Source organism: Pedobacter sp. TM02 (assembly GCF_059705275.1).
Map to the genome: position 1 here is coordinate 1,536,018 of NZ_AP046530.1, position 14,463 is coordinate 1,550,480.

A 14,463-nucleotide genomic window follows, 5' to 3' on the forward strand; every position below is an offset into this window, starting at 1 on the left:
TATAATTATAGTTATCAAACCAAAACTTATAAAAATCAAACAGCAGTTTTAAGCCATTTGCAACCTTACGGTATTGGGGGTAATGCCTGTATTCTTTTTAAAGAAATTGGTAAAATAAGCAGGTTCCTGAAAACCCAAACTATAGCCTATTTCAGCAATGTTCCAATCGGTGTGCTGCAAAAGCGCTTTGGCTTCCTGGGTAATGCGACTGGCAATATGCTCGGTGGTGGTTTTGCCCGAAATTTCCTTTACCGAGCGGTTCAGGTGGTTGACGTGTACAGACAAGCTGTTGGCAAAATCTTGCGCAGTTTTAATTTGCAGGGCATTGGCCGGCGTATCAATAGGGAACTGACGTTCAAGTAGTTCGAGAAACAAGCCGCAGATACGGGTGGATGCATTGATCTGTTTTTTGAATTCCTCGGTAGGCGAGAGCTTCATGGCCTGGTGGATAAGCAAATGCAGGTAGTTTTTGATCACGTTGTACTTGTGCGGATAACTCGACTGGATTTCGGCCTGCATTTTCATGAAAATATCAGAGACTTCCTTTAGCGCCGCTTCATCTAAAAAGTAAACCGGATTGGCGCCTAGGCTAAACAAAGGCGATTCCTGCAAAGAACCCTTGCGTTCGCCGGGCTCAATAAAAGCATCGGTAAAAAGGCAGAACCAGCCTTCTTGTTTTTCCGATTCGGCTTCCCAAGAATATGGCACAATAGGGTTGGAGAACAGCAATGCAGGTTTGTTGATGTAGATCCATTTATCGGCGTAGTGCAAAGTGCCTGTGCCTATAATGAGCGATACCTTGTAGTAATCGCGACGGCTGTAAGGCGAAATGGTAGCGCAATTATCTCTCGAAAAGATGTTGACATGGCCAATGCGCGTGTTCAGCTCCGATAGGTTTAAACAAGAATCTTTGAGGATGCGTTTGTAAAAGTCGTTGATGGTTTCGTGCTGGCTCATGGAACAAAGTTATAAAAATCAAACCTAAAGAAACGAGGGGCTAAAGTCATCGGAATGTTTTTTTAGGAGATTGAGGTGGGGCGATATTTCTGCACGATTTTTACAATTTTGATTCTTTTGATTTCGCTTATTTTGCCGGCAGAATTAATAAAACACACCATGAAGACCAGAACTATTCTCCTTGTAGCCTTACTTTTCATCACCAAAATGGCCCATGCACAAAACGAATGTGCCTGTGGCGATGCCCTGGACAAATTGATTAAGAAAATCGAAAGCGAATACCCGGGCTTCGAAGAAAAAACCAAAGACAAGATTTTGTACGAAAGTTTTAAGCAAGAGTTAAGGAAACAGGCCAATAGCGCAGAAAAGGCAAAATGTTTTGACATCTTAAAAAAATATACCTCTTTTTTCAGGGATGGCCATATCTGGATTAACCCAGCCACTTCGGTAGGTACAAAAAGCGTGGCTAGCACCGATCCGGTTAATTTTGTGAATATCGATTTGGCAAAATTTCGGGATGGATTGAAAAAGTCACCTAAGCCTCTGGAAGGAATTTGGAAAAATAAATTTGAATGGACAGGAGGAGTGGGCTACGAAATCGGAATAACCAAAAACAACGATGGTGTGCAAGTGGGCTTTGTCATCACCTCAAGCTCTGCTTTCTGGAAGCCCAACGAAATAAAATTCAGGCTATATCCTGATGGCAAGTTTGAATTTTATGGCTTCGATAAAACCCTGAAGACCGGGCGATACGAAATCTACAACAACAGTATCATTTATTTTAAGGAGGCAAGGGCCGCCTTTATCAAAGAAACGCCACAGTCGAACCTTACAGCCACGCAGATTAAAAGAAAAGTAGGAGAGTTTTACGGATTTACCATGAAAAAACTGACCGACAAAACCATGCTCATTACGCTGCCGTCTTTTGATTATCCTTTTGTTGATATTATCGAAGACCTTGTGGAAAGCAACCGTTCGCAGTTGGCACAGGCCGAAAACTTAATTGTCGATGTTAGGGGAAATTCGGGCGGGACAGACAATGCCTATCAAATGCTGTTGCCTTACATCATGAGCAATTCGATCAGGACGATGGGGGTGGAATATCTGGCAACCCAAACTTTAGTTAACGGCCTCGAAAGCTATATCAAAACAGTGAGCGACAAGAAAGAAAAACAGGGAGAGATAGACACAGTGAAGCGATGGATTAGCCTGTTTAAACAAAATATGGGAAAATTTGTGAATGTTGAAGGCAGTTCGTTTGCCGTCCAAAAGGTCATGCCTGCCGAGAAAGGCCCCGGTCATGTGCTGGTACTTACCGATCATAGGGTAGGGAGTTCTGCCGAGAATTTCGTGATGAAGGCCAAACAAAGCAAGAAAGTAAAAGTAGCCGGCACGGTAACCTCTGGCGGATTGGATTATGCGGCGGCCCGCAGGTTCGATTTCGGTTGCCCCGAATACCTTTTGCAATTGCCTACTTTTCGTTCGTTAAGATTGCCTGATTACCCGATTGACAACATTGGCATGCAACCCGACATTTACCTGGACAAGAGCATAAAAGATTGGATCCAGTTTGCTTTGCAGTATTTGGAGCAATAGGGCAGGTTGAGTGGATTGGCCACAGGATTTAATACAAAAACCAGTCGTGACCTGACTGGCTTTTTGTAGTTTTTGCTGGAGCCTAAGGCTATAATTCCAGAACATTAAGAACCTAGAATTATTTTTTGGCTATAATCTTGATGTCGAATGCAATGGAATCCGAAATTGCCCCATTGGCCAAATGTCCATAGAACTTTCCTGATCTATAACGGATATCCCATAATGTCCGGTCAATCGTCAGCTTGCCATTCGCTTTAACCAGTCCATTCTTAACTTCCACTTTGGCCGGAAAAGTAACAGGGTGAGTGATGTTCTTAATAGTCAGATTCCCTGTAATTTGCTTATCCTCGGTATTGATGGAGGCAACCTTGGTAATGGCAATGGTAGAAAAGGGAAATTGCTTAACATCAAAAAAATCAGGGTCTTTTAAGTGTTTAATCAGGTTGTTATTGCTTCTATGGGCTTCATCTTCAATGGTAGTCATGTTTACTTCGGCTGTGCCTCCCGTCAGTTGGCCGTTTTCGATCATCAATTCTCCTTTTGATAGATAGACGTATCCTTTATGAGGGTTGACACCAGCTAACGAAGACCCTTGCCAGGTTACGGTACTTTCCTTTGTGTCTATTGCCATATATCTTTCATCCCCTGCATGTAAGGATAAAGCGCTTGTTGCCGCCTTGTTTTTATTGGCCTCCTTTACAGGTCCACGGCAACCGAAAATCAGGGATGCAATAATTAAAACGAAAGAAGTGGTTGATAGTTTGTTGTTCATGCTACAGAAATTAAATGGGTTAATAATAATTGACTTTAAAAGCAGTAATGCACCCTTCGCCCGGGTGGCCTTGATGTTTAATTTGATCTGGCAAAATTACCAAGGTGCCTTGCGGCAAGGCGAATTTAGATTGTAAATAAAAATGTAAACTTTGTAAAATATAGCTTTTACATAGGCTTGATGGCCGGAAATCCGTGCTCGGGAAATCGGAATATTATTTTTATGCGTAGAAAGAAGATGAGTTTGGAATTAGCTGTTGCTGACCAAATAGGCGTTGGTTTGGGGATGGCAGAAAGATGCCCGATGCTTTTTGCGGGGTTTCGATATTTTGTGGAAGGTGCAGCACGACAAACGATAGATTCTTGATCAAACTATTCCGTGCAGTTTGTTGTACCTGTTTTTGTATGCTAGGGGCAACATGCCGGTAACCTTGCGAAATACTTCCCTGAATGCCTTAACGTCGGAATAGCCAACCTCGTACATCACTTCGCTAATGGTCTTGCGTGAAGTTTCCAGTTCCTTTTTGGCCGATTCGATCTTTATCCTTTGCAGGTATTCTACGGGCGTATTGCCGGTTGCTTTGATAAACCTGCGGTCAAAATTCCTTCTGCCAACCGTAAACTTTTCCGAAAGCCGTTCCATGGATATTTTTTCTGAAAAATTCTTTTCAATATATTCCTGTGCCTTGATAATTACTTCATCGCCATGGTTCTTTTGCCCCGTGAAGATCACGAAGTCCGATTGTGCCTGCCGGTCGATATCAATCTGGAATACTTTGGAACAGTAGATGGCTGTTTGCCTGTCATAGTATTTCTCAACCAGGTAGATCAGTAGGTTTAGGAAGGAATAGCCGCCTCCATTGGTATAAATGCCCTGTTCGTCGGTAATAAGCTTTTCGGGCTTTAAATTTACCTTTGGAAACAGGCTTTTGAAATTTGCTGCAGCGTTCCAGTGGATGGAGCAGCTTTTTTTGTCCAGCAAACCTGTCGAAGCCAACAGGTAAGCCCCGGTGCACATGCTGGCAAGTTCCGTACCTTTTTTGTATTGTTCCAATATCCATTCTACAAGCAGTACATTCAATCCTTCTAGCTTTTTAAAGGCGGCTGCAATGGCAGGAACAATAATCAGGTCGGTATGGCGGATAGAGCCTATATCAACCTGTGGCATTACCATCAGCAATCCATTTACAAAACTCGATTGCGCCGAGGCCCCCACAAGCTCGATTTCGAACACCGGTTCCCTGTTCTGCTTTTTGTAGTAGTTGTTGGCCTCTGTAAAAACATGATAGGCGCCCACGATGCAGGATATGGTATTGGGGCCGGTTTGTGCATCGGGCACCAACAGGGTAAGATGTTTCATACAAAAGGGTTTAAAATGAAACCGAGCTATCGGATGCAACTGTTTGTTGTTTCAAAGTTAGGTAAATGCCTTGTCCAAATCAACCTCTCATAAAGTCTATTTTACACCCTTTTAAAGTGCTGTTGAGCCAATAACTTTGAGCTGTAACAAAACATAAGCGGCATGGCCAGAATGATTGCTATCTATAAAACGCCAAAAGATATCGAGGCTTTTAACAAACACTATTTTGAGGTTCATGTGCCTTTGGCCAAGGAGCTTCCCGGATTGATGAAGTATGAAGTAGGCCATCAACAAATAATGTCGACCACAGGCCACTCGGATGTGTATTGTATCGGCACCTTGTATTTTGAAAGTCTGGATGCCATCAAAACTGCATTTGCTTCCGAACAGGGGATAAAGTGTGCTGCCGATCGCAGGATTTTGGCTCCGGGCAGCGATGATGTACAGATTTATATATTCGACACCTTTGAGATGTAGGCAAGATGCAAATTAAGAAACACCATTACCATTCAACAATAAAAAATTATGGAACAGCAGGATTTTACAACAGCCATTACCGTGGATGCAACGCCCCAACAAGTATTCGATGCCATTGTCAACGTGCGTGGATGGTGGTCTGAAAATATTGAAGGGAGCACCGACAGGCTCAACGGCGAATTTTTGTACCATTACCAGGATGTGCACCGTTGCAAGATAAGGATTACGGAAATGCAGCCTGGTGCTAAAGTGGTCTGGCACATTCTTGATAACGATTTCAAGTTCACGGTCGACAAAAGCGAATGGAAAGATACCCAGGTTGTTTTTGAGATTACCGAAAAAAACGAAGGGATCGAACTAAAGTTTACACATCATGGGCTGGTGCCGTCGTACGAGTGCTATCAGGTTTGTCGCGATGCATGGACCCATTATATACAAGATAGCTTAATGAAGCTGGTTACAACTGGCCAGGGTAATGCAACACCCAAAGAAACCGGAACTGAAACAGCCGTTCGGCCAGCACCAGAATCTGATCAAACAGCCACAAAAAGCATTTGCCACAGGTTGTTGGTAGGAGCGCCGGTCGAAAAAGTCTATTGGGCCCTCACCACACAGGAAGGGTTGGCAGGCTGGTGGACACCCGATGCCATGGCAAAGCCCGAAATAGGCAGTGTTTTGAGGTTTGGTTTTGGCCCCGATTATTTCAAAGAGATGGAGGTAACCGAACTCCAACCTTATCATCTTGTGAGGTGGCGTTGCATAAGAGCTTTTGAAGACTGGATTGGCACTACGCTTACTTTTGAGCTTGAACCGCATCAAAAGGGATGTACGCTCTTGTTCCATCACGATGGCTGGGCGGCATATACGACCGAGTTTGCCTCCTGCAGCTTTGATTGGGCACTCTTTTTCAGGAGCCTGAAATTTCTCTGCGAAACGGGCAACGGCTTTCCTTATCCGGAATTCAACAAATAATTGGAATTGCGTTCAAAGTGGTCATTGCGTTGTTGCGCAGTGGCTCTTTGGTCGTCTAAGCAACAATATCTTCAGGTCACGCTATCCTTTTTTAAGGACTTACGAAATTATTTTCGTGGCATTACTTCTTTCTTTCATTCAAAGTACCGAATTTTTTGGGTTTGATGTACTCGCAACCGGGAGAATAAAAATTGTCCGAAAATATGGCAATGTATGAGAAGGCCAAGAGTATTTTAATGGAATAAGGGAATTAGCATCCATTATCCCCAATTTGAACCCTATGTTTTATAGGCTAGCACTAAATTATGCGAATGCCAATGGAATGGAGACGATTAATTCGGTTCCTTTCACATCTGAATGGATTTGAGTTTCACCGTTAAGGGATTGAACCCGTCGGCGGATGGATTGCAAACCCATCGTTGGATTGCCATTCCTGAGTTTCTTTTCATCCAGACCAATTCCGTCATCACTGATGGTCAATAGGAGGGTGTCTTCTTCTTCGTAAATCAAGATTTCTACATTTTTGGCCTTGGCATGTTTGATAATATTAGTCACCGCCTCCTGAATGATACGGAGTAATGCAATTCGCATATCCATATCTACCCCTATTAAAGCGCTATTGTCGATCTGGATAGTTTTATGGTACCGGCTGTCAGGAAGAGCACTGCTTGTAAGTAGTTTAATCTGCTTTTCAAAAGATTGTTCTTGCTGCTCATCTCCGGCACGGAACCATTCATGGCTTTTGTTTCGGGTTGCTTTATAGGCATTCTCGGTTTCGTGCAGGAGCATACTCAATTTGTTTTTTAGGGCAACATCATGGGTATCCATTAATAATACCTCCAATTGATACCGAATGGCGGCAATGGATGACGAAAGGCCATCATGGAGATCTTGCCCAAGCCGTTGTTGCTCTTCCTTTACGGCTTGGTGTTTAGCCTCTTCTAGGGTTATGATTTGCATATTGGCCATGTCGTTGAGCACTGCTAGCTGAGCCTTCGCTTTTCGGTCCCTACGGAGCATGATGAGATAGATGGCCAGTACAATCACCACTGAAGAAAACGAAATGATCAGTAACCAAAGGGTCCGTTGCGCATTTTTTTCGCTTAATAGCTTATTGTTGTCCTGCACCGCATTGTATGCAACATAATCATTGATGAACTTTCTTGATCTTTCCCATTCTGCTGTCATCGATTTATCCAGTTCGAAATAAACTTTGATGATTTCGTCTTTATCGCCTAATCGTTTTGCCACTTCTAATGCATTGTGTAAGATGTACATTTCTATGGAACTGTCTCCATTTTTTTCTGCCACCTCATAAGCCTGATAAAAAAACTCAAGCTGCTTTTTAGGATTGTTGTCATAAAATCCTGTCATTAGGAATAATGCATTGATCAGCATATCTGTGTTGCCAATACGCTTGGCATCAAGTAGCGCCTGTTTGGCTAGTGGCAAGGCTTCCCGTAACTGGCCTTTTAAAACTAAAGAACGTCCTTGCCATAGTCGATTGTAAATCAGCAAGGTTTCATCTTTGTAGCGGTTTGCAATTTCTTTGGACTTGTTCAGGTAGTATTGAATGCTATCCTGCGGAAGATCTGGATTACGCGAACAATAACTGATATATACCTTGGACATGATGCTGTCTTTTTTCAACTTTTTTCCCATTTGGATAGTCTTTTGCAAAAGTGAAATAATCTTAGCCCTATCGGAGATGCCCTTGTTCATCACCTCGCACATATCCAGGTTTACCTGAATGATTTTTTCGGTCTCGTTAAGGTGCTGATACTGTGATAAGATCTTTCCGAGCAATTCCAATGATTCGGCATATAACCCTCTTTTATAAAAAGCGTACGCGATTAAATGGTTGGCCTCTGTTTGCCCCCTCTGGTAATGTATATTGGCAGCCATACCTTTGGCCTTAACCCCATAATAAAAACAGCTGTCTGCATTTCTGGCTCTGTAAAGTGTTCCCAGCCTGTTTAGGCTGTTGATGAGGGCAACACTGTCTTTGATTAAAGATAATCCATGCAACTCCTGCTCGATTTGTCGGATTTGGCCATGCGCGCAACTGACACCAACATAAACCAATAAAATCGGAAGCAAACATCGTTTTCGTAATAAGTAAAGCATGATAATAGGGATGATAATATCAAAAATAAAAAGTAAAGAATACAAGATGGATTATTCATCAATTGTAACTCGCGAAAATTTGAAAAGATTGTCAAATTAACTCCTGTACGCGTGCATAGGCTAATAGTTCCGTAATGGAATTTACATTCACTTTCGACATCATTTTTCGCCGATGCGCTACAATCGTATGTTTGCTGAGATAGGTTTTTTCGGCCGTGTGGGCAATGGACAACCCTTGTGCAAAATACTGGAGAATCTCCAACTCACGGGCCGTAAACGGTATTTTTCTCTTGGTATCGGTAGCTTCAACGATTTTACTGATTACAGGACAGATATACTGTTGGCCACTTGATACGGTAGTTAGGCATTGGAGTATCGTATCAAACCCAGACGATTTAGAGATAAATCCCTGGGGCTTATAATTTAAAATATTTGTAATGACCGCTGGGCTTATGGTCGAACTCATCATAATGATCGTGACCAGCCGATTTAAACGCTTTATCTCATTGACAAGCATTAGCCCATTTTCATTTTTTAGATAGTAATCCAAAAATAGGTAAATTTTTGTTTTTGAGTTTTTGATGAGAAAATGTGTTAATTCTCTTTTATCATGAAGTAGGTGGACCGCACTAAAAAGTTCCAGCCGTTCTATCAGTGCCGAGAAAGAATCTGCAAATAGAAGATGGTCATCAAAAATAATGGCTACTGTATTGGCTTTCTCCATATAACCTAATATAACAAAAGTATGGAATTCAGTTTGTTATAAACATTAATTAATAGTTAATAAATGTTTATGACTGGTATAATGTTTTTACTGCAGGCAGTCCTGAAAAATCTAAGTTAAAGTAATAAAAGCTATATCGCAAATTATTGCTATTTGGATAATTGGCATACCAGAATATTGTTATAATGCTCAATATCCATTTATCCGTTGCAATAAAGTGTTTTATTTTGCCATACATTTAATCTTTCAACTCAACGGTAGAGGTGAGCAACGTTACGAATACCAATTGGATTATCTGCGAAACGAAATCTAAATGAGGTAATGATCAGGTTGATTTGGAATTTAATTTCATTATAAAATGTATTTAACTATAAAAAATGCAGAAATGATACACGTTGTTCCAGCTTTAGATAGACCTTTTTTAGATGTTGATATGGACGAAATAAAAGTTGAAGATATATTAAGCCATGTTGATATTGTTGCGGCTATTAAATATTATGGTATGACAGAACTATTGGACGCCATAGGAGAAGAACATTTGAGATCACATTTGGAATGTCTTTAATTCACCATAGGCTTTTAATTCGTAAAACACTTCTCGGCCTGTTGTAGGACTGTTGCTGGAAGTTTAAAAACGAAGAATTTTCATCAAACTAAAATACACATTTCCGACATACCTCGAGGCTTGATCGGAGTTGTTTATTTGATTTGGGTATATCATTTACTCTTATGTGACCCCGCGACAAACCATCCCCATGTCGAAGGCTTATTTAACAAAAAGGATGTAGGAAAGAAAGGATATTAATGCTCTGTTCTGTCGCTCTTAAATCTTAAACACGATAATTATAAAAATATGCATAAACGTCTATTATTCAGTTTAGCTTTTGTACTGTGCATTTCTGTTGCATTTGCGCAACAGAAAATTAAAGATGGCACGGTAACTAATGGAAATTTACCAAACAAGGACGCCCTCTTGGAGCTGGAAAGTACCAAGAAAGGCTTATTACATGCACGTGTAGCACTCACAGCAACAAACGATCCATCGCCCACCTCGGCTCACGTGGCAGGTATGATGGTTTACAATACTGCTACGGTGAATGACGTAGTTCCTGGTATCTATTATAATGATGGGAGTAAATGGATTTTTGTAAAAAATTCTTCTATTACTTTGGTAGAATCACAACCCGGAAAAACAGGTCAACCAGGTACACCGGGACAGCCTGGTGGCCCAGGAGCCGGTGTAATTATTGTCAATAATGATAGCGGGGTATGGATTTACAATCCTGCTACCAACACTTGGACAAATGTTATTGGTGCTGTCGGACCGCAAGGTCCTGCCGGAACCAATGGCACCAACGGAACGAACGGTGTCGATGGCAAGTCGGTAACCAGCGGCACCGCTGCCCCAACGGGTACGGGTACCACTGGAGATACCTATATTAACACGACAACCGGCGAAACCTATGTCTACAACGGCACCACTTGGGTAGTTAACGGCAACATCCGTGGCCCTCAGGGTGCCCAGGGTCCTGCCGGTACCAACGGCACCAATGGAGCTAATGGTACTTCGGTAACCAGCGGCACCACCGCCCCAACGGGTACGGGCACCACTGGCGATACCTACATCAACACAAGCACTGGCGAAACCTATGTCTATAACGGAACGACCTGGGTTTCCAACGGCAACATCCGCGGGCCACAGGGCGCCCAGGGTCCTGCCGGTATCAATGGTACGAACGGAACGAACGGTACTTCGGTAACTAGTGGCACCACTGCCCCAACGGGTACGGGCGCCAATGGCGATACCTACATCAACACGACCACCGGCGAAACCTATGTCTACAACGGTACCAATTGGGTAGTTAACGGCAATATCCGTGGCCCGCAGGGTGCCCAGGGTCCTGCCGGAACCAATGGTACGAACGGTACTTCGATAACCAGCGGCACAGCTTTGCCAGCTGCCGGAACCAATGGAGATACTTTCATTAATACGGCTACAGGTGAAACCTATGTTTACAACGGTACAACCTGGATTTCAAATGGCAACATTAAAGGTCCAGCAGGAGCTACTGGTGCGAACGGAACCAATGGCACCAACGGTACCAATGGTACGAACGGTACTTCTGTAGCCAGCGGTACAGCTTTGCCAGCTACCGGTACCAATGGAGATACTTTCATTAATACGACTACAGGCGAAACCTATGTCTACAACGGAACGACTTGGGTTTCCAACGGCAACATCCGTGGCCCGCAGGGTGCCCAGGGTCCTGCCGGCACCAACGGTACCAATGGTACGAACGGAACGAATGGTACTTCTGTAACCAGCGGTACAGCTTTGCCAGCTACCGGTACCAATGGAGATACTTTCATTAATACGACCACTGGCGAAACCTATGTTTACAACGGCACCACTTGGGTTTCCAACGGCAACATCCGTGGCCCTCAGGGTGCCCAAGGTACTGCCGGCACCAACGGCACCAATGGTACGAACGGAACGAATGGTACTTCTGTAACCAGCGGTACCACCGCCCCAACGGGTACGGGTACCACTGGAGATACCTATATTAACACGACAACCGGCGAAACCTATGTCTACAACGGCACCACTTGGGTAGTTAACGGCAACATCCGTGGCCCTCAGGGTGCCCAGGGTCCTGCCGGTACCAACGGTACCAACGGCACCAATGGAGCTAATGGTACTTCTGTAACCAGCGGTACAGCTTTGCCAGCTACCGGTACCAACGGAGATACTTTCATTAATACGACCACTGGCGAAACCTATGTTTACAACGGCACCACTTGGGTTTCCAACGGCAACATCCGTGGCCCTCAGGGTATCCAGGGTATTCAAGGCGCTCTTGGTCCGCAAGGTCCTGCCGGAACCAACGGCACCAATGGTACGAACGGTACTTCTGTAACCAGCGGTACAGCTTTGCCAGCTACCGGTACCAATGGAGATACATTCATTAATACGACCACAGGTGAAACCTATGTTTACAACGGCACCACTTGGGTAGTTAACGGCAATATCCGTGGCCCGCAGGGTATCCAGGGTATTCAAGGCGCTCTTGGTCCGCAAGGCCCTGCCGGTACCAATGGCACCAACGGAACTAACGGTACTTCGGTAACCAGCGGCACGACCGCCCCAACGGGTACGGGTGCCACTGGCGATACCTACATCAACACGACAACCGGCGAAACCTATGTCTACAACGGAACGACTTGGGTTTCCAACGGCAACATCCGTGGCCCGCAGGGTGCCCAGGGTCCTGCCGGAACCAACGGCACCAATGGTACGAACGGTACTTCTGTAACCAGCGGTACGGCTTTGCCAGCTACCGGTACCAATGGAGATACTTTCATTAATACGACCACTGGCGAAACCTATGTTTACAACGGAACGACTTGGGTTTCCAACGGCAATATCCGCGGCCCGCAGGGCGCCCAGGGTATTCAAGGCGCTCTTGGTCCGCAAGGTCCTGCCGGAACAAATGGCACCAACGGAACGAACGGTACTTCTGTAACCAGCGGTACAGCTTTGCCAGCTGCCGGAACCAATGGAGATACTTTCATTAATACATCTACAGGTGAAACCTATGTTTACAACGGTACAGCCTGGATCTCAAATGGCAATATTAAAGGTCCAGCGGGAGCTACTGGTTCGAACGGAACTAATGGAACCAACGGTAAATCGATGCTAAGCGGAACGACAGTTCCCGGAGCAGGCACAGGTGTTGATGGCGATACATATGTAGATACGACAACTGGTTTAACCTATATCAAAACAGGTGGTACGTGGACAGCAGACGGTGGAACATTAAAAGGTCCAGCAGGTACTACAGGTCCTCAAGGTCCTGCAGGAACTACAGCTGCCGTAACCGCAGATAATGGTTTAACTAAAACTGCAGATAATATCCAATTAGGTGGCAACTTAATCAAAGCAACTGCTATAGTAACAGATGCTACTAATACTTTAGCTGTTAAAGGCCTACAAACTGGTTCAAATAGCGATAATCTTGTGGTTACAGATCCGACTACAGGTGTGTTAAGATCAATTTCTCCATCATCTTTTGTCAATATATACAATGCAAACGGTTCACTAACAAATAACAGAACAGTAACTTTAGCTGGAAACAGCCTTAGGTTTGTTTCACCGGAAAGAGTTATTAGGTTTGATCCAAATGGCCGTATTGGCTCTGAGGCACAAGGTACAAACGATGCAGATATATATGTGAGTTCGGGTGCTGGAGCTACTTATAATCGTTTTGATATGCAGTCTTTTCCAAGTGGTCAGGTTAATTTAACGGCAACTGGGGCGGGAGTTCAGCAATTGTTGATTACTACCCACATGACAACAGATCCAGCACCGTTAGTATTTTCAACAAGTGCAGGTGGCAATACTTCAGGAGCCGAAAGAATGCGTATTACAGGAACAGGACTTGTAGGTATAGCTACCGCCTTCGATGCGCCTTCAGAACAATTTGATGTTGGATCTGGAAATGTTCGAATTAGGGATATTAACGGCCTGGCAGGAAACACTGCAACAGACAAGGTAGTGGTTGCTGATGCAAACGGTGTTTTAAAAACCGCTGCAATCGCTGCGCTAAGTAATAATCTTTATACCAATGATGGTACGTTAGCTGGTAACAGAACGGTAGATATGAATTCGAAGACTTTAACGTTTTCAACTGCGGCCAATGGTAGTATCTTATTTAACACGAATAATGCCGGTAATGCAAGCCAGTCTATTATTGGTACAACGAATAGAGCAAACCTAACCTTAAACGGCGGTGGTGGTATAGTAGATTTATATGTTGATAATGGTTTGGCTGCCCAATTAACTGCACGAGGCAATGCTACATCTTTAAATGTAGGAACAACTACAGGACAAGCTAAGCCATTAAATCTTATTACTAATGGGCTCACAAGAGCTACGGTAACACCAACAGGGGAATTTGCGATAGGCGCCACAACGGCTCCGTCGTTCACAGTAGGTGCAACCACCATCCAACCTCTGTTGCACGTAGCTGGAGATATCTCTACGACTGGTAAAATCTGGACTACGAATAGTGTTTATGCCGATTATGTATTTGAAGATTATTTCGATGGTTTCTCTAAAATTTATAAAGACTACAAATTCAAATCTTTAAAAGAAGTAGCCGAATTCATTAAAAAGAATAAGCACTTACCAGGCGTTACGCCAGTTAGTGAGGTTAACGTTGGTAAAAATGGTTACAGTATAGATCTAACTCAGCTTTCTATGCAACAACTAGAAAAGCTGGAAGAATTGTACCTGCATGTCATCGAGATGAATGATAAGTTGAGCCAAAAAGATAAAGAGATCCAAGCACTTCAAAATAAAACCAGCGAATTGGAAGAACGCTTGAAAAAACTAGAGCAGTTATTAATCAATAAACAATAAGAGGGAAAGAAATCTTAGTGGGGTTCCTTTCTTCAAAGAAGAAGGGGACCCATAAAA

At 43.6% G+C, this 14,463-nt stretch carries 10 protein-coding genes; 5 read left to right on the forward strand and 5 right to left on the reverse strand.

Going from position 1 to position 14,463, the window contains the following annotated elements; genetic code table 11:
- Positions 1–48 precede the first annotated feature (48 nt).
- Entirely contained in the window at positions 49–957 is a 909-nt protein-coding gene (locus tag AC6H1S_RS06520; RefSeq protein WP_497565582.1) for a helix-turn-helix domain-containing protein, read from the reverse strand.
- A gap of 159 nt (positions 958–1,116) precedes the next feature.
- On the opposite strand from AC6H1S_RS06520, the gene AC6H1S_RS06525 reads away from it, so the two are divergent.
- Complete coding sequence (locus AC6H1S_RS06525) at positions 1,117–2,553, forward strand: S41 family peptidase (protein ID WP_497565583.1); 1,437 nt, start codon at positions 1,117–1,119, stop codon at positions 2,551–2,553.
- A 118-nt stretch (positions 2,554–2,671) separates the two neighbouring features.
- Here AC6H1S_RS06525 and AC6H1S_RS06530 read toward each other — a convergent pair whose 3' ends face one another.
- Both AC6H1S_RS06530 and AC6H1S_RS06535 read right to left on the reverse strand, forming a co-directional pair.
- On the reverse strand, positions 2,672–3,325 hold the full coding sequence (locus AC6H1S_RS06530; RefSeq protein ID WP_497565584.1) for a YceI family protein: 654 nt from the start codon (positions 3,323–3,325) through the stop codon (positions 2,672–2,674).
- Positions 3,326–3,691: 366 nt separating this feature from the next.
- Positions 3,692–4,684, reverse strand: coding sequence for a GlxA family transcriptional regulator (locus AC6H1S_RS06535; protein ID WP_497565585.1), 993 nt, complete (start codon positions 4,682–4,684; stop codon positions 3,692–3,694).
- Positions 4,685–4,846: 162 nt separating this feature from the next.
- Here AC6H1S_RS06535 and AC6H1S_RS06540 point away from each other — a divergent pair, with 162 nt between their 5' ends.
- Both AC6H1S_RS06540 and AC6H1S_RS06545 read left to right on the forward strand, forming a co-directional pair.
- Positions 4,847–5,161 carry an EthD family reductase gene (locus AC6H1S_RS06540; RefSeq protein ID WP_497565586.1) on the forward strand — a complete coding sequence of 105 codons (315 nt, stop codon included), beginning with the start codon at positions 4,847–4,849 and terminating at the stop codon, positions 5,159–5,161.
- A 48-nt stretch (positions 5,162–5,209) separates the two neighbouring features.
- The gene (locus AC6H1S_RS06545; RefSeq protein WP_497565587.1) at positions 5,210–6,133 is read left to right on the forward strand and encodes an SRPBCC family protein; all 924 of its coding nucleotides are present in this window, start codon (positions 5,210–5,212) and stop codon (positions 6,131–6,133) included.
- 303 nt (positions 6,134–6,436) lie between these two features.
- On the opposite strand, the gene AC6H1S_RS06550 is transcribed toward AC6H1S_RS06545, so the two are convergent.
- Both AC6H1S_RS06550 and AC6H1S_RS06555 read right to left on the reverse strand, forming a co-directional pair.
- Positions 6,437–8,260 carry a sensor histidine kinase gene (locus AC6H1S_RS06550; protein WP_497565588.1) on the reverse strand — a complete coding sequence of 608 codons (1,824 nt, stop codon included), beginning with the start codon at positions 8,258–8,260 and terminating at the stop codon, positions 6,437–6,439.
- A 91-nt stretch (positions 8,261–8,351) separates the two neighbouring features.
- Positions 8,352–8,984, reverse strand: coding sequence for a LuxR C-terminal-related transcriptional regulator (locus AC6H1S_RS06555; protein WP_497565589.1), 633 nt, complete (start codon positions 8,982–8,984; stop codon positions 8,352–8,354).
- A 358-nt stretch (positions 8,985–9,342) separates the two neighbouring features.
- Here AC6H1S_RS06555 and AC6H1S_RS06560 point away from each other — a divergent pair, with 358 nt between their 5' ends.
- Together AC6H1S_RS06560 and AC6H1S_RS06565 are read left to right on the forward strand one after the other, a co-directional pair.
- Positions 9,343–9,549, forward strand: a complete 207-nt coding sequence (locus AC6H1S_RS06560; RefSeq protein ID WP_497565590.1) for a hypothetical protein — start codon at positions 9,343–9,345, stop codon at positions 9,547–9,549.
- Between the two features lie 288 nt (positions 9,550–9,837).
- Complete coding sequence (locus AC6H1S_RS06565; RefSeq protein WP_497565591.1) at positions 9,838–14,406, forward strand: beta strand repeat-containing protein; 4,569 nt, start codon at positions 9,838–9,840, stop codon at positions 14,404–14,406.
- Positions 14,407–14,463 lie beyond the last annotated feature (57 nt).